Origin of the sequence: Pseudomonas abyssi, assembly GCF_002307495.1 — a bacterium.
Taxonomy (GTDB): Bacteria; Pseudomonadota; Gammaproteobacteria; order Pseudomonadales; family Pseudomonadaceae; genus Halopseudomonas; species Halopseudomonas abyssi.
This window is the reverse complement of the sequence record NZ_NTMR01000002.1, coordinates 314,885-340,051: the sequence shown is the minus strand read 5'-3', so window position 1 is coordinate 340,051 and position 25,167 is coordinate 314,885. Positions and strand designations below refer to the sequence as shown.

The 25,167-nt window shown below is 62.3% G+C and carries 24 protein-coding genes; 9 read left to right on the top strand and 15 right to left on the bottom strand.

The window, feature by feature from the left end; genetic code table 11:
- The first annotated feature begins 2 nt into the window (after positions 1-2).
- Positions 3-1,373, top strand: coding sequence for an exopolysaccharide Pel transporter PelG (pelG, locus tag CNQ84_RS01840; RefSeq protein ID WP_096003207.1), 1,371 nt, complete (start codon positions 3-5; stop codon positions 1,371-1,373).
- Between the two features lie 48 nt (positions 1,374-1,421).
- Here pelG and yejK read toward each other — a convergent pair whose 3' ends face one another.
- The 6 genes from yejK to CNQ84_RS01810 form a co-directional block, all read right to left on the bottom strand.
- Positions 1,422-2,429, bottom strand: a complete 1,008-nt coding sequence (gene yejK, locus CNQ84_RS01835; protein WP_096003206.1) for a nucleoid-associated protein YejK — start codon at positions 2,427-2,429, stop codon at positions 1,422-1,424.
- Positions 2,430-2,482: 53 nt separating this feature from the next.
- Positions 2,483-4,309 (bottom strand): SLC13 family permease, encoded by a 1,827-nt coding sequence (locus CNQ84_RS01830; protein ID WP_096003205.1) that lies wholly within the window; start codon positions 4,307-4,309, stop codon positions 2,483-2,485.
- Positions 4,310-4,324: 15 nt separating this feature from the next.
- Positions 4,325-7,243, bottom strand: coding sequence for a valine--tRNA ligase (locus tag CNQ84_RS01825; RefSeq protein WP_096003204.1), 2,919 nt, complete (start codon positions 7,241-7,243; stop codon positions 4,325-4,327).
- Positions 7,244-7,375: 132 nt separating this feature from the next.
- A complete protein-coding gene (locus CNQ84_RS01820; RefSeq protein WP_096003203.1) occupies positions 7,376-7,852 on the bottom strand; it encodes a hypothetical protein in 477 nt (158 codons plus the stop codon).
- A 3-nt stretch (positions 7,853-7,855) separates the two neighbouring features.
- Positions 7,856-8,287 carry a DNA polymerase III subunit chi gene (locus CNQ84_RS01815; RefSeq protein WP_096003202.1) on the bottom strand — a complete coding sequence of 144 codons (432 nt, stop codon included), beginning with the start codon at positions 8,285-8,287 and terminating at the stop codon, positions 7,856-7,858.
- A 95-nt stretch (positions 8,288-8,382) separates the two neighbouring features.
- Positions 8,383-9,873 carry a leucyl aminopeptidase gene (locus CNQ84_RS01810; protein WP_096003201.1) on the bottom strand — a complete coding sequence of 497 codons (1,491 nt, stop codon included), beginning with the start codon at positions 9,871-9,873 and terminating at the stop codon, positions 8,383-8,385.
- A gap of 151 nt (positions 9,874-10,024) precedes the next feature.
- Between CNQ84_RS01810 and lptF the strand changes: the two genes are divergently transcribed.
- The 4 genes from lptF (at position 10,025) to CNQ84_RS01790 (ending at position 15,137) form a co-directional block, all read left to right on the top strand.
- On the top strand, positions 10,025-11,128 hold the full coding sequence (lptF, locus tag CNQ84_RS01805; RefSeq protein ID WP_096003200.1) for an LPS export ABC transporter permease LptF: 1,104 nt from the start codon (positions 10,025-10,027) through the stop codon (positions 11,126-11,128).
- Entirely contained in the window at positions 11,115-12,176 is a 1,062-nt protein-coding gene (lptG, locus tag CNQ84_RS01800) for an LPS export ABC transporter permease LptG (RefSeq protein WP_096003199.1), read from the top strand. The genes lptF and lptG overlap by 14 nt, the downstream gene beginning before the upstream one ends.
- Positions 12,177-12,282: 106 nt before the next feature.
- Positions 12,283-14,469, top strand: a complete 2,187-nt coding sequence (locus CNQ84_RS01795; RefSeq protein WP_096003198.1) for a sensor histidine kinase — start codon at positions 12,283-12,285, stop codon at positions 14,467-14,469.
- Positions 14,466-15,137 carry a response regulator transcription factor gene (locus CNQ84_RS01790; protein WP_096003197.1) on the top strand — a complete coding sequence of 224 codons (672 nt, stop codon included), beginning with the start codon at positions 14,466-14,468 and terminating at the stop codon, positions 15,135-15,137. Before CNQ84_RS01795 ends, CNQ84_RS01790 begins: the two co-directional genes overlap by 4 nt.
- Positions 15,138-15,281: 144 nt before the next feature.
- On the opposite strand, the gene CNQ84_RS01785 is transcribed toward CNQ84_RS01790, so the two are convergent.
- The 7 genes from CNQ84_RS01785 to folM form a co-directional block, all read right to left on the bottom strand.
- Entirely contained in the window at positions 15,282-17,390 is a 2,109-nt protein-coding gene (locus tag CNQ84_RS01785) for a hypothetical protein (RefSeq protein ID WP_096003196.1), read from the bottom strand.
- A 117-nt stretch (positions 17,391-17,507) separates the two neighbouring features.
- Positions 17,508-18,002 (bottom strand): RDD family protein, encoded by a 495-nt coding sequence (locus tag CNQ84_RS01780; RefSeq protein ID WP_096003195.1) that lies wholly within the window; start codon positions 18,000-18,002, stop codon positions 17,508-17,510.
- A 4-nt stretch (positions 18,003-18,006) separates the two neighbouring features.
- Positions 18,007-18,348 (bottom strand): HopJ type III effector protein, encoded by a 342-nt coding sequence (locus CNQ84_RS01775; RefSeq protein ID WP_096003194.1) that lies wholly within the window; start codon positions 18,346-18,348, stop codon positions 18,007-18,009.
- A complete protein-coding gene (locus tag CNQ84_RS01770; RefSeq protein WP_096003193.1) occupies positions 18,345-18,647 on the bottom strand; it encodes a DUF1244 domain-containing protein in 303 nt (100 codons plus the stop codon). Before CNQ84_RS01770 ends, CNQ84_RS01775 begins: the two co-directional genes overlap by 4 nt.
- 103 nt (positions 18,648-18,750) lie before the next feature.
- Positions 18,751-19,125 (bottom strand): dihydroneopterin triphosphate 2'-epimerase, encoded by a 375-nt coding sequence (gene folX, locus CNQ84_RS01765; RefSeq protein ID WP_096003192.1) that lies wholly within the window; start codon positions 19,123-19,125, stop codon positions 18,751-18,753.
- Between the two features lie 2 nt (positions 19,126-19,127).
- On the bottom strand, positions 19,128-19,691 hold the full coding sequence (folE, locus tag CNQ84_RS01760; protein WP_096003191.1) for a GTP cyclohydrolase I FolE: 564 nt from the start codon (positions 19,689-19,691) through the stop codon (positions 19,128-19,130).
- Between the two features lie 17 nt (positions 19,692-19,708).
- A complete protein-coding gene (gene folM / locus CNQ84_RS01755; protein WP_096003190.1) occupies positions 19,709-20,446 on the bottom strand; it encodes a dihydromonapterin reductase in 738 nt (245 codons plus the stop codon).
- A gap of 163 nt (positions 20,447-20,609) precedes the next feature.
- Between folM and CNQ84_RS01750 the strand changes: the two genes are divergently transcribed.
- Positions 20,610-21,515 (top strand): MerR family transcriptional regulator, encoded by a 906-nt coding sequence (locus tag CNQ84_RS01750; RefSeq protein ID WP_096003189.1) that lies wholly within the window; start codon positions 20,610-20,612, stop codon positions 21,513-21,515.
- Between the two features lie 48 nt (positions 21,516-21,563).
- On the opposite strand, the gene CNQ84_RS01745 is transcribed toward CNQ84_RS01750, so the two are convergent.
- Positions 21,564-22,004: a PAS domain-containing protein gene (locus CNQ84_RS01745; protein ID WP_096003188.1), complete on the bottom strand. Its 441-nt coding sequence runs from the start codon at positions 22,002-22,004 to the stop codon at positions 21,564-21,566.
- Between the two features lie 127 nt (positions 22,005-22,131).
- On the opposite strand from CNQ84_RS01745, the gene CNQ84_RS01740 reads away from it, so the two are divergent.
- Positions 22,132-22,584: a flavodoxin domain-containing protein gene (locus CNQ84_RS01740; protein WP_096003187.1), complete on the top strand. Its 453-nt coding sequence runs from the start codon at positions 22,132-22,134 to the stop codon at positions 22,582-22,584.
- On the opposite strand, the gene CNQ84_RS01735 is transcribed toward CNQ84_RS01740, so the two are convergent.
- Positions 22,581-23,309 (bottom strand): Crp/Fnr family transcriptional regulator, encoded by a 729-nt coding sequence (locus CNQ84_RS01735; protein ID WP_096003186.1) that lies wholly within the window; start codon positions 23,307-23,309, stop codon positions 22,581-22,583. The two genes, CNQ84_RS01740 and CNQ84_RS01735, sit on opposite strands and share 4 nt — an antisense overlap.
- A 162-nt stretch (positions 23,310-23,471) precedes the next feature.
- Between CNQ84_RS01735 and CNQ84_RS01730 the strand changes: the two genes are divergently transcribed.
- Positions 23,472-24,245: a class II aldolase/adducin family protein gene (locus CNQ84_RS01730; protein ID WP_096003185.1), complete on the top strand. Its 774-nt coding sequence runs from the start codon at positions 23,472-23,474 to the stop codon at positions 24,243-24,245.
- A gap of 3 nt (positions 24,246-24,248) precedes the next feature.
- Complete coding sequence (locus CNQ84_RS01725) at positions 24,249-25,151, top strand: alpha/beta fold hydrolase (protein ID WP_096003184.1); 903 nt, start codon at positions 24,249-24,251, stop codon at positions 25,149-25,151.
- The last annotated feature ends 16 nt before the right edge of the window (positions 25,152-25,167 follow it).

The window sequence follows — 25,167 nt, the reverse complement described above, 5'->3', positions numbered from 1 at the left end:
AGATGGCCGGTATCGGATTTGAACTGCGGCGGATTCTCGCCAAGGACAGCTACAGCGCCACGCTGCGCGCCTACCTGTACGCCGGGCTGATCAGCTCCGGGCCCTGGGTGCTGTCGATCATCAGCGTGATGCTGATCGGCGTCATGAGTATCGGCTTTGTGGTGCCGGATCTGCTGGTGCGGCAGTTTCTGGTCAGCGTCACCTATCTGATGGCAACCTCGTTGATTGTCACCGGCGGGTTGCAGCTGTTCTTCACCCGGTTTGTGTCCGACCGCCTGTTTGAGCAGCGGATGGATGCCATCACGCCCAACCTGCTGGGTATCCTGCTGATGGTGACGCTGTTTGCCGGCTTGCTTGGCACCCTGGTGATGGTTGTTCTGTTTGACCAGTCGTTCGTTTATCGCGTGCTGATGCTGGCCAACTTCGTCACCCTGTGCAACCTCTGGCTGGTGATTGTCTTCCTCTCCGGCATGAAGGCCTATAACCGCATCCTGGTGGTCATGCTGCTGGGCTATGCGGGCATGATTGCCAGCGCTTTTTTTCTGCGTAATGTCGGCATGGAAGGGCTGTTGCTGGCGCTGTTGATTGGCCACGCGCTGCTGTTGTTCATCTTCCTGTTTGATGTGCTGCGCCAGTATCCGTCCGAGCGTCTGGTGGCCTTTGAGTTTTTCCAGCGCCGCAAGGTCTTTGTCAGCCTGCTGCTGACCGGCTTTTTCTACAACCTGGGTATCTGGATCGACAAGTTTCTGTTCTGGGCTAACCCGGGTACCTCTGAGCAGGTTATTGGCCCGCTGCGCGCCTCGCTGATCTACGACCTGCCGATCTTTCTTGCCTACCTGTCGATCATCCCTGGTATGGCGGTGTTTCTGGTACGTATCGAAACCGACTTTGCCGAGTGGTATGACCGCCTGTTCCGCGCCGTGCGTGAGGGCGAGACACTGCAGCACATCCGTCAGCTGAAGAACGAGATGACCCTGTCGATTCGTCAAGGCCTGCAGGAGATCTGCAAGGTGCAGGGGCTGACCGTGCTGCTGCTGTTTCTCGGCGCGCCCATGCTGCTAGACCGGTTGGGCATTTCTCAGCACTACCTGCCGCTGTTCTACGTGGATCTGATCGGGGTGAGTGTGCAGGTGGTGTTCATGGCGCTGCTGAACGTGTTCTTCTATCTGGACAAGCGGCGCATTGCCCTGGAGCTGTGCCTGCTGTTTGTGCTGCTGAACACAGTGCTGACCCTGCTAACCCTCTATCTCGGGCCGACCTTCTTCGGCTACGGCTTCACCGTATCGTTGATTGTCTGTGTACTGGCCGGTCTGGTGCGCCTGAACGGTGCACTGCAGAAGCTGGAATACAGCACCTTCATGCTGGAACATTGAGGCTAGCGGCCCGCGTTCTGGGCGGGCCGACAGGCCTCTGACCTGTGCTCAGCGCCGCTTGTTGCGCAGTTGCTGTACCAGCCCTTTGGGCGGGTGACGGATGACCAGTGCGTCTTCACTCTCGTCGTACTCCACGCGCTCGCCGAGCAGGTGCGACTCAAAGCTGATCGACAGCCCGTCGGCCTTGCCGTAGTAGCGCAGGAAGTTGTTGATCGCCCGCTTGTCGGCCGGCATCTCCGGGTTAAGACCGTAATCCTTGTTGCGGATATAGTCGTAGAAGGCGCGGGGGTGTTCTTCATCCAGCACGCCTGACAGCTCCTCCAGCGCCACCTGCTCACCGGCGCGGGTCTGGCTGTTCACGTAGCTGCTCATGGCCTTGGCCTTGTCCTTCACCAGCTCGGGTTCCAGCGACGCCTCGCCGACGTAATCGCTGAAGGCCTGTAGCAGCGTGTTGGTTTCTTCCTCAGGATTGGCCCCTTCCACACAACCGATAAAGTCGCGGAAGTAGTCCGATACCCGCTTGCCGCTGCGCCCGCGAATAAAGGAAATGTAGTTCTTCGCACTGGCGTTCTGTTTCCACTCGGTCAGGTTGATGCGCGCGGCCATATTGAGGCTGGACAGGTCCAGGTGGCGGGCAGCGGCCACGTCCAGCTCGTCGGTCACGGTGACGCCCTCGGTGTGGTGCAGCAGCGCGATGACCAGAAACGCAGTCATGCCCTGGCGGTAGCGGATGAACAGCACGTGTCCGCCGAGGGCCAGGTTGGAGCCTTCCATCAAGGTCTTCAGGTGCTCGGTGGCCTGAGTGGAGAAGCGGACAAAGTCCAGCTCCTGGTCGATCAGCTGCTGCAGCCAGCCGCTGAACGGGTAGGCGCCGCTTTCCTCATGGAAATAGCCCCAGGCCTTGTTGGGCTTGCTGTTGTAGGCCTCGATCAAGCCGGCCAGCAGTTGCTCCAGCGCCTGCGAGCTGGCCAGCTCGGCCTCGCGCAGGGTCAGGCTGGCGGGTTGGCCGTCGGGCTTCTTGTGTATCTGGTGAACGATGCTGTTGTCGATGGGCATAAGGGCTTTCCAGGCTGGCCGGCGTCAGAGGCCGAACGTTAGCAAATCCGCGGCTAGAGCGGAAATAGCCAGGGTATCAATATCACGCTGGTCATCATGACCAGCAGCGTCAGTGGCACACCAACGCGCACAAAATCGATGAATCGGTAGCCGCCGGGGGCCAGCACCAGGGTGTTGACCGGTGAGGATACCGGCGTCATGAAAGCGGCGGAGGCGGCTACCGCAACGGTGATGGCGAACGGCATGGGGGACATGTCCAGCGCCTGCGCGGTTGCGATGGCCACCGGGGCCATGAGTACGGCGGTAGCCGTGTTGGAGATAAACAGGCCGATCACCGCCGTCAGGGCAAACAGCGCGGCGATCAGGGCGCGTGGCCCGGCCTCGCCGAGCAGCTGCAGCAGGCCGTTGACGGCCAGGTCGATACCGCCGGTTTTCTGCAGGGCCAGGGCAAAGGGCAGCATGCCGACGATCAGCAGCAGGCTGGGCCAGTGGATGGAGCGCCAGGCGCTGTCCATGTCGATACAGCGAAACGCGCCCATCAGCAGGCAGCCGATCAGTGCCGCGAGCAGGTTGGGGACCACGCCGCTGACCATCAGCGCGATCATCACGCCGAGACTCAGCAGGGCGTAGGGCGCCTTGCGTTTGGTCGGGGCGACTTCGTCCACCTCCGCCGGCACGCTGAGCAGCAGCACATCTCGGTTCAGGCCGTGCAGGCGGTTGATGGCCTTCCAGCTGCCGGCGACCAGCAGGGTATCGCTGGATTTCAGGCGCTCGTCGATCAGCAGGCCATCCAGCGCCTGACCCTGACGCCGCAGGCCGACCACGTTGAGCTGATATTCGCTGCGAAAGCCCAGCCCCTGCACGGTCTTGCCCAGCAGCGCAGACTCCGGCGGCAGCGTCACCTCGGCTAGCCCCAGCTGATGGGCGTGGCGGTTGTAGTAGGAGTCACTCAGCGGCTCGGCTTGCAGACCCAGTTGCTGATAGACGCCGACCAGCGCAATCGCCGGGCTGGCCAGATCGACCAGCAGGATATCCCCGGCCTGCACCATGTTGTTGCCGGTGGCGACCAGCAGCAGGGTGCGAAGCCGTTGCGGGCGCTCCAGTGCAATGACATTGATGCCGTATTCGGAACGCAGCGACAGTGCATTCAACGGCTGGTTGGCCAGTGGGGAATCAGGCCGCACACGCAAGCGCCGCTCACGGTCGGTCAGGCGGTAGCGCGCTGCCAGGGCCGCCATGGTTTGTCTTGGCGGCGCCGGCTTGCCTGCTGGGCGGCGATCCAGCCAGCGCCGGGTCAGCAGCATGTAGCCGATGCCGACTGCCAATACGGTCAAGCCGATGGGGGTGATGCTGAAAAAACCGAAACCGTCATCACCGCTGCGCACCAGCTCACTGTGCACCACCATGTTGGGAGCGGTCGCGACCAGCGTCAGCATGCCGCTGGTCAGGCCGGCGACACTCATCGGCATCAGCAGGCGCGCGGGCGAGCTGCCCAGACGATTGGCAATGCTCAGCACGATGGGGATGAAAATGGCGACCACGCCGGTGGAACTCATGACCGCACCGAGGCCGGCGACGGTCAGCATCAGCAGAATCAACAGGCGGGTTTCGCTGTTGCCCGAGCGCTGGATGATCCAGTCGCCCAACTGGTAGGCGATGCCGGTACTGACCAGGCCCTGACCGATCACGAACAGCGCTGCGATCAGCAGCACGCTGGGGTCGCTGAAGCCGCTCAGGGTCTCCTCCAGAGTGAGGATGCCGCTGAGCGGCAGGGCGAGGATGACCAGCAGGGCAACCACATCCATCCGTGGTTTGTTGAGGATAAACAGCACCACGCTGGCCAGCAGCAGTGCGAGTACTATCCCCAGGTCCACGCCCATGCGCTTGCCCCGCGCTTACAGGCTGGCGATATGAGCGCGCTGCTCGCTCAGCTGGGTCAGTGCCTTTTCTGCCTCGGCCAGCTTGGCGCGCTCCTTGTCGATCACTGCCGGCGGTGCCTTGTCGACAAAGCCCGGGTTGGACAGCTTGCCGCCTACGCGCTTGACTTCGCCTTCCAGGCGGCCGATTTCCTTGTCCAGGCGCGCCAGCTCGGCAGTCTTGTCGATCAGACCGGCCATGGGGACCAGCACTTCCAGCTCACCGACTAGCGCGGTGGCGGCCAGAGGCGCCTCCTCGTCGTCGCCAAGGACGCGGATCGACTCCAGCTTGGCCAGTTTCTTCAGGAAGGTCTCGTTGTCGCCCAGACGACGCAGGTCTTCGGCGGTGGTCTTGCGCAGCAGCACATCCAGTGCCTTGCCCGGAGCCACGTTCATTTCGCCGCGGATGTTACGCACGCCCAGAATCAGCGCCTTGAGCCACTCGATGTCGCCCTCGGCGGCGCTGTCGATGCGGTCCTCGGCGGCAACCGGCCAGGGTTGCAGCATGATGGTGTCACCCTGCTTGCCGGCCATGGGCGCGATGCGCTGCCAGATCTCTTCGGTGATGAAGGGCATGAACGGGTGCGCCAGACGCAGCGCGGTTTCCAGTACCCGAACCAGGGTGCGGCGGGTACCGCGCTGGCGCTCGGCCGGAGCATTTTCGTCCCACAGCACCGGCTTGGACAGTTCCAGATACCAGTCGCAGTACTGGTTCCAGATGAACTCATAGAGTGCGTTGGCGGCCAGGTCGAAGCGGAACTGGTCCAGCTGACGGGTGACTTCGGCTTCAGTGCGCTGCAGCTGGGAGATGATCCAGCGGTCAGCCAGGGTCAGCTCGACGGTTTCGCCAGCGGCGCCGCAGTCCTTGTCTTCACACTGCATCATCACGTAACGCGCGGCGTTCCAGATCTTGTTGCAGAAGTTGCGGTAGCCCTCGACGCGGCCCATGTCGAACTTGATGTCACGGCCGGTGGAGGCCAGCGAGCAGTTGGTGAAGCGCAGCGCGTCGGTACCGTAGGCGGCGATACCGTCCGGGAATTCGGCGCGGGTCTGCTTTTCTATCTTGGCCGCCAGCTTGGGCTGCATCATGCCGCTGGTGCGTTTCTGTACCAGTGATTCGAGGTCGATGCCGTCGATGATGTCCAGCGGGTCGAGCACGTTGCCCTTGGACTTGGACATCTTCTGGCCCTGACCGTCGCGCACCAGACCGTGCACGTAGACCGTCTTGAACGGGATCTGCGCGGTGCCGTCGTCATGCTTCATCAGGTGCATGGTCAGCATGATCATGCGCGCGACCCAGAAGAAGATGATGTCGAAGCCGGTCACCAGCACGTCGGTCGGGTGGAAGGTTTTCAGCGCTTCGGTCTGTTCCGGCCAGCCGAGGGTGGAGAAGGTCCACAGGCCCGAGCTGAACCAGGTGTCGAGCACGTCTTCATCCTGGCGCAGTACACCCAGGCCGCAGGAGACGGCGGCATTCTTGAGCTCCTCCAAGGTTGGCAGCTCTGCTTCTGCTTCGCGGTCGTTGCTTTCCAGCGCCTTGCGATAGGCTTCTTCTTCATCGCGGCCAACGTAGACGTTACCGGCTTCGTCGTACCAGGCCGGGATGCGGTGGCCCCACCACAGCTGACGGGAGATACACCAGTCCTGAATGTCGCGCATCCAGCTGAAGTACATGTTTTCGTATTGCTTGGGCACGAACTGGATGCGGCCGTCTTCAACCGCAGCAATCGCCGGCTCGGCCAGCGGCTTGGTGGAGACGTACCACTGGTCGGTCAGCCACGGCTCGATGACCACGCCGGAGCGGTCGCCCTTGGGCACCTTGAGCGCATGGGGTTCGATCTTTTCGAGCAGGCCGAGGGCGTCGAAGTCCTCGACGATCTTCTTGCGCGCCTCGAAGCGGTCCATGCCGGCGTAGGCCTCGGGCAGGGTGGCGTCGATCTCGTTGTTGACGCTGCCGTCGATGTTGAACACCTGGGCGCGGGCCAGGACGGCGGCGTTCTGGTCGAGGACGTTGATCAGCGGCAGGCTGTGGCGCTTGCCGACTTCGTAGTCGTTGAAGTCGTGGGCCGGGGTCATCTTCACGCAGCCGGTGCCGAACTCCGGGTCGCAGTAATCATCGGCAATGATCGGGATGCGGCGGCCGACCAGCGGCAGCTCGACGAACTTGCCAATCAGCGCCTGATAACGCTCGTCTTCCGGGTTTACTGCCACCGCGCTGTCACCCAGCATGGTTTCCGGGCGCGTGGTGGCAACGATCAGATAATCCTTGCCGTCGGCGGTGGTGGCGCCGTCAGCCAGCGGGTAGCGCAGGTTCCACAGCGAGCCCTGCTCGTCGTGGTTCTCTACTTCCAGATCGGAAATCGCGGTGTGCAGTTTCGGGTCCCAGTTGACCAGGCGCTTGCCGCGGTAGATCAGACCGTCCTCATGCAGGCGCACGAAGGCTTCCTTGACCGCCTCTGACAGGCCGTCGTCCATGGTGAAGCGCTCGCGGCTCCAGTCGACCGAGCTGCCCAGACGACGAATCTGGCGAGTAATGTTTCCGCCGGACTCTTCCTTCCATTCCCAGACTTTTTCGAGAAACTTCTCGCGGCCCAGGTCGTGGCGGTTGACGCCCTGTGCGGCCAGTTGGCGCTCGACCACCATCTGGGTGGCGATACCGGCGTGGTCGGTGCCCGGTTGCCACAGGGTGTTGCGACCCTGCATGCGGCGGAAGCGGATCAGCGCATCCATGATCGCGTTGTTGAAGCCGTGGCCCATGTGCAGGCTGCCGGTGACGTTCGGCGGCGGCAGGGCAATGGTGTAGGACTCGCCCGAGCCCTGGGGGGCAAAGTAGTTGTTCTGCTCCCAGGTCTGGTACCAGGAAGTTTCGATGGCGTGGGGCTGGTAAGTCTTGTCCATGGGTGTGCTGGCTATCCGGTTGACGATGGGCGATCAGCGCGGTCGCGCGGCTCGAGTGGCCGCAGGCGAAGTAGGCGCAGAGAAAACCGCCATTATAGCGGTCAGGAGGGGGGATGGCCCAGCCCGCAGGGGTTATTTCAGCTGTTCACGCACCAGTTGCTGCAGCTTGCCCTGCATGCGCTTGCGCAGCTCGTCTTCGATGGTCGGCATCAGATCGTCGATGACCTCCTGCAGCAGCAACTGTGCCTCGGCCTGCAGGCGTGCTTCCAGGCGAGCTTCGCGCGGCGAGCTGGGGACGGCAGAGAGGGGGCTCTGCTGGGCCATGATCTGGTCCAGCTGCATGCGCTCTTCGGCCAGTTTGGCCAGTGAAGCGTAGGGCAGAAACGGGTTGGGTGATCTGCTGGCCATACCGCTGGTCAGCGGCGGGGCAGGGTGTCCGACGGCGCTCAGCGGCGGCTCGTCAGGGTTGAGGATGACGTCCTGCAGCAGCGGGATGTCGAGTTGGCCGTCGTCACCCACCTCAGGCTCGGGATGCTCATCAAGCAGGGTGCGGATGGATTCCAGGTCTTCCAGCAGTCGTGAGGGCTCCGAAGGGTCGCGCTGCTTCATGGGTCATCCCGCTGTCCGTATTTGATGGGAGTGTAGAGGATAGCCCCGCTCCCGGTAAAAACGGAAGCGCTCGCGCGCCGGCAAGCGCACGCTGTCATCTTCGACGACAATTTCCGCCATGCGCTGAAAACGGCTGAAAAAGCCAGGCGTCTGTTCTGACAGGTTGATCAGCAGGTCGGCGTGACTGCCCGGCTGCTCGCCATTGCCGCAACTCACTGCTTCCTCCGGGCCCTCGCCAAGGATGACGTGAGGCACAAAGGCATCACGCCGAAACGACCACAAGAGTGCGTCCAGCTCCTGACACATTTGCTCGGACGCGCAGTGCAGGTAAACGCGGTGCCCTTTCTGCCAGGCCTTGTGCGCCAGGCGGCAGGCATACGCCAGCCGCGTTTGCGGCTGGTCGCTGGAGAGCAGGTAAAAATCGATGCGGGTCATAAAGGTAGTTTCAAGCTTCAAGCCGCAAGCTGCAAGTTAAAACCTTCTCACCGATCAGGCTTGAGGCTTGTCGCTTGCAGCTTGTGGCTGCTTGATCAGGCCTTGGCCTGATCAAGCAGATATTGCATCAACAGCGGAACCGGGCGGCCGGTGGCGCCTTTGTCCTTGCCGCCGCTGATCCAGGCGGTGCCGGCGATGTCCAGGTGCGCCCAGGGGTAGGCCTTGGTGTAGCGCGACAGGAAGCAGCCGGCGGTGATGGTGCCGGCCTTGGGGCCGCCGATGTTGGCCATGTCGGCAAAGGGGCTGTCCAGCTGCTCCTGATACTCGTCGAACAGCGGCAGTTGCCAGGCGCGATCGCCTGCCTCGGTACCGGCGGTCAGCAGTTGGTTGATCAGCTCATCGTTGTTACCCATCAGGCCGGACGCATTGCTGCCCAGGGCGACGATGCAGGCGCCGGTCAGGGTGGCAATGTCGACGACGCTGGCGGGTTTGAAGCGCTCGGCGTAGGTCAGTGCGTCACAGAGTACCAGCCGGCCTTCGGCATCGGTGTTGAGGATTTCGATGGTCTGGCCGGACATGCTGGTGACGATGTCGCCCGGACGGGTCGCGGTGCCGCTGGGCATGTTCTCGGCCGAGGCAATCAGACCGGTTACGTTGATCGGCAGCTGCAGGCTGACCACCGCCTTGAGCACGCCGAAGACGGTCGCGGCGCCGCACATGTCATATTTCATCTCGTCCATGGTCGCGGCTGGTTTGATGCTGATGCCACCGGTATCGAAGGTGATGCCCTTGCCGACCAGCACGTGCGGCTTGTCCTTGGCCTTGCCGCCGTTGTAGCTGATGCGGATCAGCTTGGCCGGCTCGGCGCTGCCGGCGCTGACCGCCAGCAGGGCGCCCATGCCGAGGGCTTTCATGGCCTTCTCATCGAGCACTTCCACCTCAAGGCCCTTGTGCGCCTTGGCCAGCGCCTTGGCCTGGTTGGCGAGGTAGGTCGGTGTGCAGACGTTGCCGGGCAGGTTGCCCAGATCACGGGTCAGCGCCATGCCATCGCTGATGGCAGTGCCCTCGGCGATGGCGCGCTTGAGCGCGGTGGCATCGGCCTTGTCGGCGCTCCACAGGTTGATCTTCTTCAGCTTTGGCTTGTCGGCTTTCTTGCTCTTGAATTGATCAAAGGTGTAGAGCACGTCGTGGCAGGCTTCGACCAGCAGTCGCGCCTGGCCGGCCAGGTCGCGGTTCTTCACGGTGCCAGACAGCGCGAACACGGCATCACCAGCCGGGCCGGCCTTGATGGTTCTCAGCGCCTGTTGCGCCAGTTTGCGCCAGGCACGGTCACTCAGGGGCTCGTCCTTGCCGCTGCCTAGCAGCAGTACACGCTGGGCGGCGACACCGGGCAGGGCAAACAGGGTCAGGCTGCTGCCGCTCTTGCCGGAGAGGTCACCGTTCTTCAGAGCGGTGCCCAGTTGGCCGCCGCAGGCCTTGTCCAGCTCGGCTGCCGGGCCGGTCAGGGCCTTGCCTTCGCTGACGGTGACGACCAGCCAGCCACATTTGATGGTTTCCAGTGCGCCGTGCTTAACGTTGAACTCCATGGTGCTCCCCAAGACAAATCGAGATGATTGACTGATAATACGGGCAAATTCCCGCGGGTGTCTGTCGGGCTGCTGCTGGCAGACATGTCTGCCCCGCATTCTGGCCTATTCGCGCCGGCCCTTAAAGACCCCGGAGCCAAGGACCTGTTTCGTGATTGTTTTCCGTTATCTCAGCCGTGAAGTGCTGTGGACACTGACTGCGGTCAGCGGTGTACTGCTGCTGATCATTATGAGTGGCCGCTTCATCAAGTATCTGGCGCAGGCCGCTGCCGGTCAGCTGGATGCGTCTGTGCTGTTTGTCATCATGGCCTATCGGCTGCCGGGCTTTATGGTGCTGATTCTGCCGCTAGGGCTGTTTCTCGGTATTTTGCTGGCTTACGGGCGGCTGTACCTCGACAGCGAGATGACCGTGCTGTCTGCCACGGGTATGAGTGATCGCAAGCTGATTGGCTACACCCAGGGGCCGGCCTTACTGGTTGCGTTGCTGGTGGCGCTGCTGAGTTTCTGGGTGGCGCCGGGTGGCGTGCTGAAAACCCAGCAGCTGTTGAACCAGCAGGATGCGCTGACCGAATTTGACACCCTGGCGGCCGGACGCTTTCAGGCGCTGGGCAGTGGTCAGCGGGTGACCTACGCCGGTGGTCTGTCCGAAGACCGCACCGAGTTGCAGGATGTGTTTATTACCGAGCGCCGCGGCGACGGCGAAGATGCGGTGCTCGGGGTGCTGGTGGCCGAATCCGGCACCCAGGAGCTGAATGCGGACGGCAGTCGTTATCTGGTGCTTAATCAGGGGTTCCGTTACGAGGGCCAGCCTGGCTCGCCCGCCTTCAGAACCATTTCCTACGATACCTACGGTGTCCTGTTGCCCAAGCCCGAAGTGCAGACCGAGGTCAGTGATCGCGAGGCTATGTCGACCGCTCAGTTGCTGAGTGAGCGCGGGCTGGACGAGCGCGCCGAGCTGCAGTGGCGCATCGCGATTCCGCTGTTGGTGCCGATTGTGGCCTTCTTTGCGGTGCCGCTGGCGCGGGTCAATCCGCGTCAGGGGCGCTTCCTCAAGCTGCTGCCGGCGATCCTGCTGTATATGGCCTATCTGGCGCTGTTGATCAGCGCTCGCGGCTGGATCGAGTCGGGCAAGCTGCCGCCAGCGCTGGGGCTGTGGTGGGTGCACGGGCTGTTTTTGCTGATTGGCGTGGTGCTCAATCGCGATGCGCTGTTTGCGCCGCGTCAGGCCAAGGGAGGTCAGCATGCGGCGGCTTGATCGACACATCGGTAGTGCGGTGCTGCTGGGCATTCTGGCGGTTCTGGCGGTGATCCTGGGGCTGGATCTGCTGTTCTCCTACATCAACGAACTGGACGACGTGGAAGGGGGCTACGGCCCCTTGCAGGCGCTGGTCTACACCCTGCTGTCGTTGCCGGCACGGGTGCACGAGTTGTTGCCGCTGGCGGCGCTGGTCGGCTGCCTGGTGGGCCTGGGCACCCTGGCCAGCAACTCGGAGTTGACCATCATGCGCGCCTCGGGCGTGTCCATTGCGCGGATCACCCTGGCGGTAATGAAACCCTTGCTGCTGTTAATGGTGCTGGGCGTGGGGATTGGCGAGTACATCGCGCCCTATACCGCCAACCTGGCGGAAAGCCGCAAGGCGATCGCCGAGGGCAGTGACGAGGCGCTGAAGTCCAAGGGGCTATGGCACCGCGAAGGCAATGACTTTCTGCACATCAACGCGGTGCAGCCCAACGGAGTGCTCTACGGCATCACCCGCTACCGCTTTGATGACCAGCGACGTCTGCTGGAGGCCAGTTTTGCCAGCCGCGCAGCCGTGCAAGAGGACGACTGGCTGATGGAAGATGTGCGTTCGACGCATTTTGCCGATACCGGCGCAAGCTCGGTGACCGTGAACCTGCAGGAGCGCTGGGACGTGCACCTGTCACCCGAGTTGTTGCAGGTGGTGTTGCTGGAGGCTGATGCCTTGCCGTTGACCGGTATCTGGCGCTATCAGAAATACCTGGCCGAGCAGGGCCTGAACAACCAGAGCTACTGGCTGGCCTTCTGGAAAAAACTCTTCCAGCCCTTGGCCACGGCGGTGCTGGTGTTTGTGGCGGTGTCCTTTATTTTTGGTCCGCTGCGCTCGGTCACCATGGGCCAGCGGCTGTTCACCGGGGTGCTGGTCGGGTTTGTATTCCAGATCGTTCAGGACCTGCTGGGGCCGTCCAGTCTGGTGTTTGGTTTTTCGCCGTTGATTGCGGTGTTGCTGCCCATCGCGCTGTTGCTGGCGCTGGGCGCCTGGTTGATGCGGCGCGCCGGCTGATAAGGCTTTTTGCCAGCATTTTCCGCTTGAAGGGGTGACCCGTCGCCCCTGCTAGGGCATGCTTGCCTTGCTGATGTTCGACAGGTAAGCAGGATTGCTCCGTCCGATGTTCAAGGAAACACCGCCTTTTCGCGTGCTCTCCGCCGGCCTGGCGGTAGCGCTGCTGTTGTTCTTTCTGGCTCTGCATGTGGCCTCCGGTCAGCCGTGGCTGGGATTCACTGCGGTGCCCTCGCCAGAAGGAGTGCGTATCAGCCGGGTCGACGCCGACGGGCCCGTTGCTGGTCAGGTGCACAAGGGTGAAGTGCTGCTGGCGCTGCGCAGCAGTACCGGCACGCTGTCGCTGGAAAGCTGGGACGCGGTGGCGGAACCCGACGACGCCCGCGAATTCGCCGTTTATAACCGTTTCTTCGAACGTCACGCCCAGCTGTGGGACATCCTGCATGGCCAGGACGTGCAGTTGCGGGTGCAGCCACTCGCTGTCGACAGTGGTCCGCCTGCCCCTGCGCGCTGGGTAAGTCTGCAGCCGGAGGGGGCGCGCGGGCTGATCCAGTTGCCGTTGCTGTTCTGGTATCAGGTGGTATGCGGCCTGGCGGTGCTGCTGATGGGCGTGGCTGCCTGGGCGTTCGTGCAGACCGAGCGTGGCCCCTTGCTTTATGCCCTGGCGGGATTGGCCATTGCTGTGGCCATCATCGCCAGCGCCGTCTACACCACGCGGGAACTGACCCTGGCGCCAGACTGGTTCCTGTTGCTCTCGCGGGCCAATCAGGCCGGCGCCATGCTGTTCGCCGGTACGGGTACGGCGTTGTTCTGGTACTACCCGCTGCGGCTGGGCCGCTTTCCCTTTGAACGCTTTATGCTGCCGGTGGTGCTGGCCACGCTGGCCGCCAACTGGTTGCAGTGGTGGCCGAATCTGGATATTGCTGCCCGTTATCCGCTACTGGCGTGGTTTGCCGTGGATATCCTGTTTGCCTGCATTCAATGGCGCTGGACCCGCTATGAGCCGGTGGCCCGCGCGCGGCTGAAATGGCTGCTGGCCGCCTGGTTTGCCGGTGCCTTCGGTTACCTGTTGCTGGTCGTCTTTCCGCAGGTGATCGGTTATCCCTCGGTTGCCCATCAGACCCACGCCTGGGCATTTTTTGTGCTGACCTATCTGGGCATTGCCCTGGGGATCGTACGCTATCGGTTGTTCGATCTGGATCGCTGGATCCTGCTGGCCTGGTTCTGGTTTGCCTTTGGCGTGCTGTTTATTGTGCTGGACGCCTTTCTGATTCTGCTGCTGGATCTGGAAACCAGCATGGGCCTGCTGGTTTCGCTGGCGGTGGTCGGCTGGGTGTATTTGCCGATTCGCCAGGGCTTTTTGCTCTGGCTGGCGCCTGATAACCCGCGCGGTGCACTGCATCAGCGCCTGCCACGTATCCTGCAGCAGGCATTTGAGTACCAGCGGCCGATCCCGGCGCAGTGGCGCAAGGCGCTGCAGGAAATATATGACCCGCTGCGCATTGAGGAGGCTGACGAGGTGGTCGGTCAGCCAGAGATCCGGGACAACGGCTTGCGTCTTGCTGTGCCGGCGGTCGACGAGGGGCCGGCACAGGTTCTCAGTTACGCCGCGGGCGGGCGGCGCCTGTTTGATCGCAAGGACCTGGATTTCTGTCAGCAGGCACTGACCCTGTTCAGCTATGCCCAGCAGTACCACCACTCCTATCAGACCGGCGTGATCAGTGAGCGCCAGCGGGTAGCGCGTGACCTGCATGATGATGTGGGCGCGCGGCTGCTGTCGGTGGTTTACCGCGCGCAGGGTAGCGACGAGCTGCAGCAGCTGGCGCGTGACTGCCTGCGCGAGTTGCGCGAGGTGATTCAGGGGTTGCAGAAAGGGGCTGTGCAGTTGCAGCAAAGCTATGCGCGCTGGCAGGCCGAGGCGCGTGAGCGTTGCCGGCTGTTTGGCCTTGCGCTGGACATGCAGTTGGACCCGGCGGCGCGCAGCTGGCTGTTGAGCCCGCGAATCGAGCGTAACCTGTCGCGCATTCTGCGTGAGGCTTGCTCCAACACCTTCAAGCACGGAGCGGCTGCAACCGTGCACGTGCGCCTCTGGCTTGCCGGCGAGTGTTTGATCCTGGAGTACCGGGACGATGGCGGCGGCCTGCAGGCCGCGCGTCTGGACGGCGACGGGGTCGGCTTGCGCGGCATGCGACAGCGCAGCGAGGAACTGGGAGGGGAGATCGTATGGTGGAGTCCGCTGGAAGGCGGGCTGGCCATGCGCTGTGAGATTCCGTTGGGAGGCGGACAGCAGACATGAAACACATACTGATTCTGGAAGACCTCAAGGATGCCCAGCGCTGGCTGGCCGACGCAACGCGCCTGGCCTGGCCGGATGCGGATGTCCGCTTCTGCGGCACTCTGCGCAGTGCCTGCCAGGCGCTGCATGAGCGGGCGCCGGAGCTGTGTCTGGTTGACCTGCAATTGCCAGACGGCTCCGGGGTGGACTTCATTCGCCAATGTCGCCAGCAGCACCCGGAAGCGCAACTGGTGGTCGCCACCATGTACGACGACGACATGCACCTGTTTCCTGCGCTGCAGGCCGGGGCTAACGGCTACCTGCTGAAGGAGGATCCGCAGGAGCAGATTGCCAGCGCGCTACTGGGGATCGTCAAGGGCGTGCCTCCGCTGTCACCGCAGATCGCCCAGCGGATGCTGGGCTACTTCCAGCAAGCGCCGCAGGACGGCGCGACCGAGCTGCAGCGGCGTGGGCTGCCCGAGGTGGACAATGTCGAGCGCCTGAGTGCACGGGAGCAGGAGTTTCTACTGGTGATCGGCAACGGTTACAAGACGGCGGAAGCGGCGGACATGCTGGGTGTGAGCTATCACACGGCCGCCAAGCACATCAAGAATATCTACGCCAAGCTGGGTATCAGCAGCCGGGCGCAGGCGGTGCAGGAAGCCATCCGCATGGGGCTGATCAACTAGCGGTATGCCAGGCGCGGTGGCCGTTTTACATGCTGTTTTGCCGGGCGCTATTTGCTGGCAGGGGGGCGTGACGGCTACAGAGGCTCGCCTATTGGCAGAGCGCCCGGCAGGGTGCCGGGCGCTCTGGATTCTGCGAGAAAGCGATTACTCGTCGCAGTTGGTGCACACCCCGATCATCATGCCGGTGAAGTCGCCCCCATCCGAGTTTTCGCCACTGGCGCCGAGCACGATCAGGCGTTCGCCTTCCTGGACGTAGCCGTCGGCGGTGAAGGTCAGCACACCACCATCGTTGTTGCCCTGCACCGCTTGCAGCTGCAGCGCGCCCTCGTTGATGTCGGTATCGAATGCCAGGGTGAACTGCTCATTGACGCTGGCGTCGGCAAAACCGGACTCGGTCACCTGCTGCCAGTGCCAGGCAGCGGTCATTTCGGCGTTGCCCTCAGCGTCAAAGCGCAGGCTGCCCGCGTTCAGGCGGGTTGGCTCAACCAGACCCGATTCGGCGTACAGACCGATCGCCATCAGGCGATAGGTGCGGTTGGCCAGATTGCTGCTGCTGGCGGGCTTGACCGCCAGCAGCATCTGACGAAAGTGCTGCTCTCCGTCGTTTTCTTCAATGGCGCCGTCGAGTACCTCGGTGGCTTCAAGCCCCAGCAGCAAGGTGCGGCCATCCGGTGAGGCATAGCCCTGCAGTTCTTCATCCAGTACCAGTTTGCCGTCGCTGGCGACGCTGAGCGGAAAGCTGCCACTCTCGCCGACATTCGGGTCATCCCAGTCCCAGCCTTCATCGCCCTGGCAGGCTTGGTAGTTGAAGCGATCGAACTCATATTTTCCTTTCTGCGGATAAATCTCCAGGTTGCGGCGACCCTGCTCGCAGTAACTACCCTGCGTGCCGTCGATATCGAGCAGATTGTTGTACACATAGATATCAAGATCAGTGTCGCCGCCTTCAAACAGCAGTTCGATGACGCCGTACCGGCCGTCAACCGTGGGCATCTGGCTGGCGCGGCGCAGCATGACATCCAGGGTCTGGTTGAGCACCTGAAGCTGCGGGGAGTTGGCGTCGTCGCGCACCTCGCGGGTGTAAAACTCGGAGCCGATCATCACGTCCAGCGGGGCGCTGGCCGGGCCGGCGGCGGTGAAGCGCAAGGCGCTGCTGTACTCGCGGTCACGGCAGTCGGCGGTTTGGGTTTCGCAGCTATCGACGTCGTCGCTGCCTTTTTCGTAGTCTTCCAGCGCTTCGCTTTCGGCAAACAGAATGCCGCGGGCATCGGCGCTGAAGCTGCCGCTGTCGGCCTCGTCGTCGATCCAGGCCCGGGAGTAAGTGTTGCTGTAAGCGCCCACACCTACCACGATCTCCATTTCCTTGAAGGTGTTGGCCGGTACGTTGAATGTGCCGGTGTCGCCCGTGATATCCAGCTCGATCGCGCTGCTGCGATTGCCGCCCAGCAGGATGCCGGCGCCCTGGTCGGCGTAGCCGCCAACGGTCATGTTTTCGCTGTAGTAACCGCCAGAAGCCTGGTTGGCCGCGCTGCTGTCGAGCGAGGGAGCGGCCTTGTCGTCGAACTGCTGTTCTATGGAGGCCGATAGTCTGGCGCCGACCTGGTCGAGCAGTTGTTCGGTGCTGGCGCTGCTATTGATGGCTTGTTCCAACTCTGCCTGCACCGCCGGGTCGTTGGCCATCTCCAGCACGGCTTCGATAATCTGATCCACCTCGTCCAGCGTCAGTTCGTCGAACTGGGCGGTACGGCTGGCGATTTGCTGGGTGACAAACGTCGTCAGCGGGTTGGCGAACAGGTCGCTTCGCGTGGTTGGCGTGGTGTAGCTGATGCCCGCCGGCAGGGGGATTTCGATATAGCTGTTGATACGCGAAGCGAAGGGCAGCTCGAGTATATAGCCGTCACTCTCGTCATCGGCTTCGGCAGTGAACTCGTCAGGGCCGAGCTCGACCAGGGTCCCGTCGGCCTCGATGGTGATGACACGGAAGGTGGATGGGTCGAGGTCATCAAAAGTATCGGCCAGTGCCGGGGTGATCAGGAAGTCGATGATCGCCTGGGCGATGCGCTCCTGCGCAGATAGAGCGGTCGCGGCCGTGGTCGTCGGGGTGCCCACGGTCAGCGAGTAGCGGGTGGTACTGGCGCCAGCGTTCCCGCCGCCGTCGCTCCCGCCTCCACCGCCGCCGCCGCCGAGGCAGGCAGTCAGCGTCAGGGCGGAAGAGATTGCGAGGGCCAGTGGCCATTTTTTTGAAGTATGCATGCAGAAGGTCCCTTGATGTGCGTGGTAGCCCAAGGGATTCTGGATAGCCTGTTGGCGCGCGTCGTACCCTGAAAAGGGTACTGGATGAGACAGTACCCTGTTTTGGGTATGGGCTGGTCAGTCCTTGAAGGTGCCCTTCGGCAAAGTGACCAGTTGTGTGCCGGAGGCGATATCGTGCCAGGTGCGGGCTTGGCGGTCCCACAGCTGCCAGAGAAAGCCCAGGCCGGCGCATAGCCAGGACGCCTGTGCGACGGCCAGACGAATCAGCGCCTGACGTCCGGTAATGGTTTGCCCGTCAGGCTGTTGCAGGCGAATGCGCCAGGCCTGCATGCCCAGCGATTGACCTTTCTTGGTCCAGAACCAGGTGTAGAAGGCGACGGTCACCACCAGCACGATAAGCGTGAGGATTGGGTCGCCGACATAGGCACCCTCTTCTGCTTGCTGATGTGCGGCGGGCTCGCCGCTGATCAGGATGTGGGCGCCGAGGTAGAGCAGGGTGGTGACCATCAATGCGGCCAGCAGCAGCAACAGGTCGTAACCAGCGGCGAACAGGCGGCGGAAAATACCGGTGGGTGGGAAATCACCGACTGGCCTTAGCTGCTTGACGGCCATGGGGTCAGCCCTGACGTCGGGTGAGCGGGCTGCCGGCAAAGCTGACCTTGCTCAGACCGCCCTTCATCAGTGCGCGGATATTGCCGTGGTCGCTGCCCTCGGGTGTCGCCAGTACCGAGCGGTAGTGCTCGGCAAAGCACTGCAGTGCCTGTTCATCGCTCAGGCCCAGGTCCAGCGACATCGCCAGCACCTTGCATGAGCCCTGATTCTGCTCGGCACTGTTGTGTACCGGGCCGTTATCGAAGGCCGTTGGCTGGTGTTCGTAGGTCGAGTCGATAAACGCCAGCGTTTCGGCGAATTGGTGTTCCGGGTTGCCCAGGCGGGCGATGAACTGCTCGGCGGTCATGCTTTGTCCTGTTTCTGTGCCTTGTCGAAGGCGGCTTGCTGCTGCGGGGTCGCTTCGGTCTGATATTTAGCCTTCCACTCGGCGTAGGGCATGCCGTAGACCGCTTCGCGGGCTTCGTCCATGCTCAGCTCGATGTCCATGTCATCGGCTGCGGCCTTGTACCATTTGGACAGGCAGTTGCGGCAGAAACCGGCCAGCGTCATCAGGTCGATGTTCTGCACATCCTTGCGACTGCGCAGGTGGCTGACCAGGTTGCGGAAGGCCGCAGCTTCCAGTTCAAGACGCTCTTGCTTGGTCATGATCGGCTTTCCTTCATGCGTCTGTTGTGGGGCATGGCGCGCGGTAGCCGCGCGCCGACTCTGAGCGCAAGGATAATTGGCTACCGGGTATTGTCAATCAGCCTCAGTGGCGCGCGGCGCTGAGGGTGATGGAAACGGACTCGGCAAAGCGCAGGGCATGCGGCTTGTCTACTTCGACCTCGGCATAGTGCACCTGTTGGTGTTGCATGACGATGTCGAGCAGCTCCTGGGTCAGACGCTCCAGCAGGGCGAAACGATTCTCCTCGACATGCCGAATCATGGCCTTGGTGATGGTGCGGTAGTTCAGCGCCTGTTCAATCTGGTTGACACTCACAGCGTCGTCCGCCGGATAGAGAATGGTGGCGTTGATCAGGATGTCCTGTTGGTTGAGGATTTCCTCTTCCTTGATACCGATAAAGGTACGCAGGCGCAAATTCTTGATGCGGATGCGCGCCAGGCCCGGAGCAAGCTGGCTCATGGTCAGTTGCTCCGGCTGATCAGTTGCAGGAATTCCTGGCGGGTGTTGACCGACTCGCGGAAGGCGCCGAGCATCACCGAGCTGTGCATCGACGAGTTTTGCTTCTCGACGCCGCGCATCATCATGCACATGTGCTTGGCCTCGATCACCACGGCGACACCGGCGGCGTTGGTGACCTGCTGAATCGCCTCAGCGATCTGGCGGGTGAGGTTTTCCTGTATCTGCAGGCGGCGGGCGAACATGTCGACGATACGCGCGACCTTGGACAGGCCGATGACCTTGCCGGTAGGAATATAGGCAACGTGCGCCTTGCCGATAAACGGCAGCATGTGGTGCTCGCACAGCGAGTACAGCTCGATGTCCTTGACGATCACCATCTCGTCGTTGTCGGAGTCAAACAGCGCGCCGTTGACGATCTCATCCAGTGACTGGGTGTAGCCGCGGCAGAGAAACTGCATGGCTTTGGCGGCGCGTTCGGGAGTGCCCTTGAGGCCGTCGCGCTGCGGCTGCTCACCCAGGTTGGTGAGGATCTCGCGGTAGTTGTTGGTCAGATTTTCCAGGCTCATGGCAGTATCTCGTGGGCTTACTTGAGGTGCCGGCCGCCGTTCAATGGCAGGCAGCTTCCGGTGATATAGGGGTTGTCCATCAGATAGCGAATGGACTGGTAGACGACCTCCGGCCCGGGCTCCATGCCCAGCGCGGATTTGGCTAGCGCACGCTTGCGGTAGTCGGCATCGTCTTCGGGGTTGAACATGATCAGCGCCGGTGCGATGGCGTTGACCTTGATCTGGGGTGCCAGCCGCGCGGCGAAGGAGCGCGACAGCGCCTCCAGCCCGGCTTTGCTCGCGCAGTAACCGATATGCCTGGCGCTGCCCTTGCGGGTGACGTCATCGGTGAGGTGGATGATGTCGGCCGGTGCGCCAGCGGGGAACAGCTCACGGCACTGCTGGTTGATCAGGTAGGGCGCCTGCATGTGCACCATGAACATCTGCTGCAGAGCGTCGGCACCGGCGGCATCGTCCAGCCACAATGAGGCGTTGTGGATGATCGCCCGCAACGCCGGTGCGCGTTCTTTCAGGTCGTCGATGAACTGTGTGATGCCCGGCACGGTCGAAAAATCGGCCAGCATCGGCACGATGCCCGGTGCCAGCGGGTGCTGCTGCCACTCATCGCGCAGACGCCGGCAGGTGATAAGTACCTGAAAACCGTCGGCAGCCAGGCGCTCGGCGCAGTACAATCCGACGCGCTGCGCACCGCCGGTGATGACGATGGTAGACCCATTCTGGTTGCTGTGCGGTGTGCCTTGCCTGACTGCCTGCATGCTGTGAGTCGCTGGAATGCCGTCGGTTGTGAATAAAAAGGGCGCAATGGTAGCACGCCGAGCCGCGCTCGCTGTCGCCACTAATGTATAACATTAATGTATAACATTGTTGTACACTGTACAGGTTTTTAGTGTTGGCTACGGCCTGCTATGGATCCCGATCATGAACCAGACTCCTGAAGCGGCGCGTCAGACGCTGTACCCCATTCGCGAGGTGTCGCGCCTGACCGGCGTGAACCCGATCACCCTGCGCGCCTGGGAGCGGCGCTACGGGCTGTTGGTCCCGCATCGTACCGATGGCGGTCACCGCCTGTACTCGTTGCAGGATATCGAGCGTGTGCGCAGCGTTACCCAGTGGATTGCGCGTGGTGTCCCGGTCAGCAAGGTGGCCGGCATTCTGGATCGGGGGGACGTCGACGAGGCAGAGGCGCCGCTGGATGATGGCGTCTTCTCACGTTACGACTTCTGGCAACAGCGATTGGACCAGGCGCTGTTGCAGGGCGATCCGCTGTTGCTGGAGCGGCTGTATGCGCAGTTGCTGACGGAAGTCCCGCTGGTGACTGCCCTGGTGTCTGTGCTGCGGCCGCTGCACCGCCGTCAGATTGGCGGGTCGGCATCCGCTGCACTGCTCGACAGTTTCCTGCGAGGGCGCCTAGCGCAGCGAGCGGGCTACCTGGAGCCAGGACACGTGACCCTGCTGCTGGTCAATCTGCAGGGGCGTGAGGCCGAGCTCGACATGCTGATGGTGGCCGTGCTGCTGCGTGAGATCGGCGTCAATCTGCTGCTGCTCGGCGACGCACCTGATGTGGGCAGCCTGCTGCCGCTGGTCGAGCACAGCACCACGGCGGCGGTGGTGCTGTTCAGTGATCAGGCGCTGGACCGGCGTCTGCTGAGCCAGTCCTTGCCGCGCCTGAATCAGGGGGCGGCCTGTCCGGTCGCCATGGCCGGTAGTTGCTGCGCGTTGCAGGAGGATGAGCTCGCTGCGCTGGGAATTTCGCGACTCGGCGAGGTCGGCCAGGCCCTGATGGATCGGGCTCGTCAACTGCTGGCTGGGCGTTTTGACGCTTGAGCGTGAAGCGCTGGCAGGCCGTTGAAAAACGACCTGCGTTGCCATCGTCTAGCCTGGCGTCTGAGCGTTGCGCAGCGCGGTCAGCTCTTCTTCCAATGCCAGCGCCCGCTGGCGAGCCTCTACCTCGGCAGTGACATCCTTTTGAATGCCAATGAAGTAAGTTAACTGGTCAGCGTCGTTGAGCACCGGCGTGACTGACAGTTCGTTCCAGAACAGGCTGCCGTCCTTGCGGTAGTTGCGCAGGGTTACCCGGCACGGCTGGTGCGCCTTGATGGCGTCGCGCAGTTGCTGAAGCGCTTCCTGATCGCGGTCATCAGTCTGCAGAAAACGGCAGTCCTGATAGAGAATTTCATCAGCGCAGTAGCCGGTCAGCGCCTCGAATGCCGGGTTGACGTAGATGAGGATATTATCGTCGCCTTCCTGTTCGGCGACCACGATGCCGTCGTTGGACGCATTGACGACGAGTTGCAGCAGCTTGGCGTTGATCATTCGACACCTGCGTAATGGATTCTGGCCACATTTTATAGCAGCGTCGTCTGCTGTCCAGCTATCAGGCGACCTGAACCCTTGCCTTGCGGCATAATGGCCGGCCAGTTCAATAACAGCGGGAGTAGGCATGCATCTGGTGATCATCAGTGGGTCAGTATTCGGTACAGCGGACCTGGTGGCAGACGAAGCGCAGGGGATGTGTCAGGCAGCGGGCCTGACGGTGAGCCGCCTGCGCCCGCTGGAGCTGGACGCGTTGCTGGCGTTGGCGCCTGAAGCGCTGCTGGTGTGCTGCTCGACCACCGGCATGGGTGAGTTGCCTGACAGTCTGGCGCCGCTGTTCCACTCCATGCGCGACCGTTTTCCGCTGTTTACCGGTGTGCCTTTCGGGGTGATTGCGTTGGGCGATACAGCTTACGGCGATACCTTCTGTCAGGGCGGAGAGCAGATGCGCGAGCTGCTGCTGGAGCTGCAGGGTAGCGAGGCGCTGCCGATGTTGCGCCTAGACGCCAGTGAAACTGTTACCCCGGACACCGACGCTGAGCCCTGGTTGCAGGACTTTATTGCTGCCTTGCGCGGCTAGGGCGCTATTCGGGTTCCACGTGGCAAGGGGGCGCCGCTGGCCAGTTGCGTCAGGGCGTCCTCGTCCAGCAGCAGAATCTGGCCATACTGAATCTGCAGCCAGCCCAGGGCTTCCAGTTGTTTCAACAGTTTGTTGATGCTCTGACGCGAGCTGTTGAGCATTTGACCGAGCGATTCCTGCGATAGCTGGACACAGGGCCGACGACCGTCGTCGTCAGTCTGCCCGTAGTTGTGGGCATGCATCAGCAGGCGCTTGGCCAGGCGAGAGGACAGCGGTAGCAGGGCACTGTCTTCGAGCATGGCGAACGAGATACGTATGCGCCGGCACAGCAGGCGCATGAACAGCGGATACAGCTCGGGACGGCGCTCCAGCATCTGGTGAAAGCCGGTGCGGGGGATCATCAGCAACTCGGTCGGTCCACTGGCGACGGTGTCATGGGAGCGCGGCAAGCCGTCGAACAGCGATATCTCACCAAACCAGCTGCCGGGGCTGAGGATCGCCAGTACCGCCTCGCGTCCGTCCTGACCAATATTGCTGATGCGCGCGCTACCGCTGATGACGCCATACAGGCCGTCTGGCTGGTCATCCTTGGCGTAGACAAACTCGCCATCCTGCAGTGCGCGCACGCGCCCAAGGGCCAGCAGCTCATCGAGCACATCCTGTGGCAGCTCGCCAAACCAGCGGTTCTTCTGCAGCAGTTTGGCCAGCATCGGGCTGTTGCCCATCTCGGACACTGTAATTTGTTTGACAGTCCGCTTTGCCGTCACGGTCTAGACTCCCCTCATACCGAACGCCCCACAGTATGCCGCAGCGCAGTGGGGATGTCCTGTAGCGTCAGCAGACCCTTTGGGTCAATTACATTATTCCAACAATAGAGGGTTACCCCGATGAACGCAGTGCATTCGCTGTCCGAGATCAGCCTGAAAAACAAGGTCAGTGCCGAAGAGTGGAAAGTCCGTGTCGAACTGGCGGCTTCCTATCGGTTGATTGCAATGTATGGTTGGGACGATCTGGTGTTTACCCACATCTCTGCGAAGATCCCGGGCACCGAGCACTTCCTGATCAATCCCTACGGGCTGATGTTTGAAGAGGTGACCGCGTCTAACCTGGTCAAGATCGACCTGCAAGGCAACAAAGTTGAAGAGTCCCCCTATGACGTCAACCCGGCTGGCTTCACCATTCACAGCGCCATTCACGAAGTGCGTCATGACGCCAACTGTGTGATGCACACCCACACCGCCGCCGGTATCGCGGTATCCACCCAGAAAGACGGCATTCTGCCGATTTCCCAGCAGTCCATCTTTGTCCTCAGCAGCCTGGCCTACCACGACTACGAAGGCGTCGCGCTGAACGAAGAAGAGAAGCCGCGCCTGCAGGCCGATCTGGGCTGTGCCAACAACCTGGTGCTGCGCAACCACGGTCTGCTGACCTGTGGTAAATCCGTAGCAGACGCCTTCCTGACCATGTACACGCTGCAGCGCTGCTGTGAAATCCAGGTGCGTGCACAGGCCCAGAACGCAGAGCTGATCCCGATTCCACAAGCGGTGCTGGACGGTGCGGCCGCCTCCATGAAGAAGGCAACCAACGGTGCCGGTGCCGGCATCGCCTGGCCGGCACTGCTGCGCAAGCTGGATCGGGTGAATCCGGGTTACGACGCCTGAATCATGGCTGATACCGGCAATCCCCTGGACGACTGGGTCGCCCAGGGGCGGGTTTTCAGTTACCGCGGCCATCAGATCCGCTGGTGGGAAGCAGGGGCGGGTGAGCCGCTCCTGCTGATCCACGGCTTCCCGTCCGGGTCATGGGACTGGCACTACCTCTGGGACGCGCTGGCCAAGCGCTACCGGGTGATAGCGCTGGACATGATCGGCTTTGCCTTCTCTGACAAACCGCGCAGCTACCCCTATGACCTGATTGATCAGGCAGACCTGCAGCAGGCGCTGATGGCGCACCTGCAGATCGCTGACTATCACGTGCTGGCGCATGATTACGGCGACAGCGTTGCACAGGAGCTGCTGGCGCGGCATGAGGGCGGCGCGGGCTTTTTGCGCTCGATGTGCTTCCTCAATGGCGGGCTGTTTCCGGAAACCCATCATCCGGTGCTGCTGCAAAAGCTGTTGATGAGCCCGATTGGGTCGCTGATCGGCAGACGCTACAACCGCGAGCGAATGGCACGTACCTTTGGCAATATCTTCGGTCCGCAGACGCAACCGGATGAACACGAGCTTGATGCCTTCTGGCGCATGATCGAGTTCAATCAGGGGCCCAGGATCATGCACCTGCTGATTCGTTACATGGCCGATCGTCGCGTGCACCGTGACCGCTGGGTAGCGGCGATGCAGGCGACGCGCTTGCCGTTGCGGGTGATTGATGGCGCGGTGGACCCGGTGTCTGGCGCACACATGGTAGAACGCTACCGCCAGTTGATCCCTGATCCGGACACGGTGCTGTTGCCTCATATCGGTCATTACCCGCAGGTGGAGGCGCCGGAGCTGGTGCTGGAGCATTACCTGGCTTTCCGCGAGCAGCGGGTGGATCAACCGGCTGAAACAACAACCCCGGCTTGAGCCGGGGTTGTTGTTT

What these genes read in the sequence shown, in the direction of transcription:
- pelG (WP_096003207.1), top strand. Translation starts at nt 3, where the DNA reads ATGGCCGGTATCGGATTTGAACTGCGGCGGATTCTCGCCAAGGACAGC.
- yejK (WP_096003206.1), bottom strand. Translation starts at nt 2,429, where the DNA reads ATGCCCATCGACAACAGCATCGTTCACCAGATACACAAGAAGCCCGAC.
- CNQ84_RS01830 (WP_096003205.1), bottom strand. Translation starts at nt 4,309, where the DNA reads ATGGGCGTGGACCTGGGGATAGTACTCGCACTGCTGCTGGCCAGCGTG.
- CNQ84_RS01825 (WP_096003204.1), bottom strand. Translation starts at nt 7,243, where the DNA reads ATGGACAAGACTTACCAGCCCCACGCCATCGAAACTTCCTGGTACCAG.
- CNQ84_RS01820 (WP_096003203.1), bottom strand. Translation starts at nt 7,852, where the DNA reads ATGAAGCAGCGCGACCCTTCGGAGCCCTCACGACTGCTGGAAGACCTG.
- CNQ84_RS01815 (WP_096003202.1), bottom strand. Translation starts at nt 8,287, where the DNA reads ATGACCCGCATCGATTTTTACCTGCTCTCCAGCGACCAGCCGCAAACG.
- CNQ84_RS01810 (WP_096003201.1), bottom strand. Translation starts at nt 9,873, where the DNA reads ATGGAGTTCAACGTTAAGCACGGCGCACTGGAAACCATCAAATGTGGC.
- lptG (WP_096003199.1), top strand. Translation starts at nt 11,115, where the DNA reads ATGCGGCGGCTTGATCGACACATCGGTAGTGCGGTGCTGCTGGGCATT.
- CNQ84_RS01795 (WP_096003198.1), top strand. Translation starts at nt 12,283, where the DNA reads ATGTTCAAGGAAACACCGCCTTTTCGCGTGCTCTCCGCCGGCCTGGCG.
- CNQ84_RS01790 (WP_096003197.1), top strand. Translation starts at nt 14,466, where the DNA reads ATGAAACACATACTGATTCTGGAAGACCTCAAGGATGCCCAGCGCTGG.
- CNQ84_RS01785 (WP_096003196.1), bottom strand. Translation starts at nt 17,390, where the DNA reads ATGCATACTTCAAAAAAATGGCCACTGGCCCTCGCAATCTCTTCCGCC.
- CNQ84_RS01780 (WP_096003195.1), bottom strand. Translation starts at nt 18,002, where the DNA reads ATGGCCGTCAAGCAGCTAAGGCCAGTCGGTGATTTCCCACCCACCGGT.
- CNQ84_RS01775 (WP_096003194.1), bottom strand. Translation starts at nt 18,348, where the DNA reads ATGACCGCCGAGCAGTTCATCGCCCGCCTGGGCAACCCGGAACACCAA.
- CNQ84_RS01770 (WP_096003193.1), bottom strand. Translation starts at nt 18,647, where the DNA reads ATGACCAAGCAAGAGCGTCTTGAACTGGAAGCTGCGGCCTTCCGCAAC.
- folX (WP_096003192.1), bottom strand. Translation starts at nt 19,125, where the DNA reads ATGAGCCAGCTTGCTCCGGGCCTGGCGCGCATCCGCATCAAGAATTTG.
- folE (WP_096003191.1), bottom strand. Translation starts at nt 19,691, where the DNA reads ATGAGCCTGGAAAATCTGACCAACAACTACCGCGAGATCCTCACCAAC.
- folM (WP_096003190.1), bottom strand. Translation starts at nt 20,446, where the DNA reads ATGCAGGCAGTCAGGCAAGGCACACCGCACAGCAACCAGAATGGGTCT.
- CNQ84_RS01750 (WP_096003189.1), top strand. Translation starts at nt 20,610, where the DNA reads ATGAACCAGACTCCTGAAGCGGCGCGTCAGACGCTGTACCCCATTCGC.
- CNQ84_RS01745 (WP_096003188.1), bottom strand. Translation starts at nt 22,004, where the DNA reads ATGATCAACGCCAAGCTGCTGCAACTCGTCGTCAATGCGTCCAACGAC.
- CNQ84_RS01740 (WP_096003187.1), top strand. Translation starts at nt 22,132, where the DNA reads ATGCATCTGGTGATCATCAGTGGGTCAGTATTCGGTACAGCGGACCTG.
- CNQ84_RS01735 (WP_096003186.1), bottom strand. Translation starts at nt 23,309, where the DNA reads ATGGGCAACAGCCCGATGCTGGCCAAACTGCTGCAGAAGAACCGCTGG.
- CNQ84_RS01730 (WP_096003185.1), top strand. Translation starts at nt 23,472, where the DNA reads ATGAACGCAGTGCATTCGCTGTCCGAGATCAGCCTGAAAAACAAGGTC.
- CNQ84_RS01725 (WP_096003184.1), top strand. Translation starts at nt 24,249, where the DNA reads ATGGCTGATACCGGCAATCCCCTGGACGACTGGGTCGCCCAGGGGCGG.